We start from the raw sequence: 2,609 nt of genomic DNA on the forward strand, positions 1-2,609 counted from the left end.
AAATAATATCATAATACTTTGAAAAAATCCTCCATTGATTTTATTAAGGAAGTAATAACTTAAACAATAAAGGAGCAACAGAATTGACTACTTGTATAAATGCAGGGTTGCCTTGATTTCCATCATTAGCCTCTGCATCTGTACGAGCTTTGACTAAATGTATAAAACGATTAGATAATGTATAACCATCGGGGTTATCTTGAGCTTTAAATAATTCTTCGGCTTTCTCTCCGTCTTTGAGGGCAGGATTAGTTTGCCCATAACGAGATTTAATAATTGCTCTACCTAAGTAAGCAGGGGCGAAATCAGGATTCATTTCGATAGCTTGAGAATAATATTTAGCTGCCATTTGATAATTTCCTTTTTTATCTTCGGCAACAGCCCATAAGTAAAATTGTTCTGCATTTCCTGCCGTAGAAGGAATACCAATAACTCCTTCTATGTGAGCGGTAGATATATCTGTCCTATTTAAGATAATACCTTGAACATAAGCATTTCTGAAGTCACTATTATTTAATATCGCCCCCGAAAGATTTGCCCCCGAAAGATTTGCACCATGAAAAGAAGCATTACTCAAATTGGCGTTAGTTAAATCTGCCCCAGTCAAATTGGCACGACTCAAATTCGCCCCAACAAGATTTGCCCCCCGTAAATTCGCCCCTGTTAAATTAGTCATCACTAAACCTGCTTGAGATAAATCACAATTTTCACACTGTTTTGTATTTAATAATTGAGTTAGGTGAGTGATATTTTCAGCATTAACCGAGAAAGGAAAAATAATACAGGTGAATAAAGTTGAAACTAGGATAGTTAATTTAGTCATAATAATTATTCAGTAAAATCAAGGGCAATAATTTAGTTTATTGTATAAAAATTTGAGATAATTTGTCATTTCCCAAATATAATACTAAATAATTTATTATACTTTACAATTAATTTACTATATTTTCTCCTTTAAAGATCAGCTAATTTTATATTTTTATTTAACTTTATTGTTTTTTATAGTTATTTTAAATCATATATTTATCTTCATAACAATTGCTAAGAATGTAAAAAAATTGATAGTTATTAATATTAATTAATATTTGATTTTACCTAAAATTTAAGTTATAATAATGTCAGCATAACTATATAATCTCTTATTAATTTTGCATTATGCCCCTTCAAATTCTTGTAACTGATGACGATTTTACCATTAGACGATTAATCAAAGATTGTTTAGAATTAAATGGTTATTCTGTTATTTTAGCCTCTAATGGTGAAGAAGCTCTCTCTTTAGCGATGAAATATCATCCTCATCTTTTAATTTCTGATATAAAAATGCCCTATAAAGACGGGTTTCATTTAGTCAAAGAATTGCGACAAAATCCTCATTTTCGTATATTTCCTGTGATTTTTTTAACGAATAAAAATTCTACAGAAGACAAAATTAACGGTTATCAAGCTGGTTGTGATGTCTATTTATCTAAACCTTTTCAACTCGAAGAATTATCTGCTATTGTACGTCACTTATTAGAACGATCACAAATTATTCAATCAGAATTATTATTTACAGAAACAGAGTCTATTTATCCTCCCTCAGAAATAGATAATAATATGTTTAAACAAAATCATCTTTATTTAACTAATAGAGAGAAAGAAGTTTTACGTCTATTAATTAAAGGTTTATCTAATTTTAAAATAGCAGAAGAGTTATATTTAAGTCCCAAAACTGTGGAAAAATATATAAGCACTTTATTGAAAAAAAGTCATTCTGCTAATCGTACAGAGTTAGTTAGTTTTGTTTTAACTAATAAAATAATGTAGGAAAAATTTTGAGATTTAATGAAACTTAAATATGATTTAATAGTTATTGGTGGCACAAAACAAGGTATTTTAGCCGCAGAATATGGAGTAAAATTAGGAGCTAGAGTTGCTTTAGTTATAGATAGTCAATGTTTAAATCAAAATGAGAATCAATTTTTTTCTCTGGAATTTCAAAATGATTTATTAAACTTAGATAAAGGTATTAGTTTTCAAGAATTTTTAAAGGAAAAACATTTCCTCTTTACTGATAAATATTTACCCGATTTAGAATTATTAGGGGTTGATATAATTTTTAGTCATTGTCAGTTTAATAATCAAAAGAATCTAAGATTATTAACAGAAAAAAATGAGTTAGAATCGGTGTCTTATTTATTAGCAATGACATCAAATCAACTCTTTCAGGAAAATGTTGCTAAAAAAAAGAATGATAACAATAATTTAACTCTTAATGATTTACTTTTACTTGATAATTTAGCTAGTTTGCCTGAAAATATAATAATTATCGGTGGTGATATTTCCACAATTTACTTAGTCAATCAATTAATTTCTCTGGATAAAAATATCACTTTAGTTACTAATAATAAACAACTTTTATCAACTGAAGATGAAGATATTTCTTTTGAACTGCAATTAAATTTAGAATCTGAGGGTGTTAAAATTTATCTTCAATCAAATCTTAATGATGTTAATAATTTGCACAAAAGTAATGAGTACAATTTGAAGGATAATCAAATAATAATTGTTGAGAGTAAAAAAAATTATCAGGAAGATAAATTAAATTTAGAAACCATAGGTATTAAGTG

Annotated in this window: 3 protein-coding genes; 2 read left to right on the plus strand and 1 reads right to left on the minus strand. The window is 27.6% G+C overall.

What is annotated here, in order from left to right:
- Positions 1 to 43 precede the first annotated feature (43 nt).
- A complete protein-coding gene (locus FWJ34_RS19105; protein ID WP_308256912.1) occupies positions 44 to 823 on the minus strand; it encodes a pentapeptide repeat-containing protein in 780 nt (259 codons plus the stop codon).
- Positions 824 to 1,155: 332 nt separating this feature from the next.
- Between FWJ34_RS19105 and FWJ34_RS19110 the strand changes: the two genes are divergently transcribed.
- Together FWJ34_RS19110 and FWJ34_RS19115 are read left to right on the plus strand one after the other, a co-directional pair.
- On the plus strand, positions 1,156 to 1,806 hold the full coding sequence (locus tag FWJ34_RS19110; protein ID WP_308256913.1) for a response regulator transcription factor: 651 nt from the start codon (positions 1,156 to 1,158) through the stop codon (positions 1,804 to 1,806).
- An 18-nt stretch (positions 1,807 to 1,824) separates the two neighbouring features.
- Positions 1,825 to 2,609, plus strand: a 785-nt coding sequence (locus FWJ34_RS19115; RefSeq protein ID WP_308256914.1) for an NAD-binding protein, incomplete at its 3' end; no start/stop codon positions are given.

Source organism: Geminocystis sp. GBBB08, from assembly GCF_016743215.1.
In the GTDB taxonomy this organism is placed as follows: Bacteria; Cyanobacteriota; Cyanobacteriia; order Cyanobacteriales; family Cyanobacteriaceae; genus Geminocystis.

Bases quoted from the DNA above. Each gene is read 5' to 3' on its own strand.
- FWJ34_RS19105 (WP_308256912.1), bottom strand. From the start codon at position 823: ATGACTAAATTAACTATCCTAGTTTCAACTTTATTCACCTGTATTATT.
- FWJ34_RS19110 (WP_308256913.1), top strand. From the start codon at position 1,156: ATGCCCCTTCAAATTCTTGTAACTGATGACGATTTTACCATTAGACGA.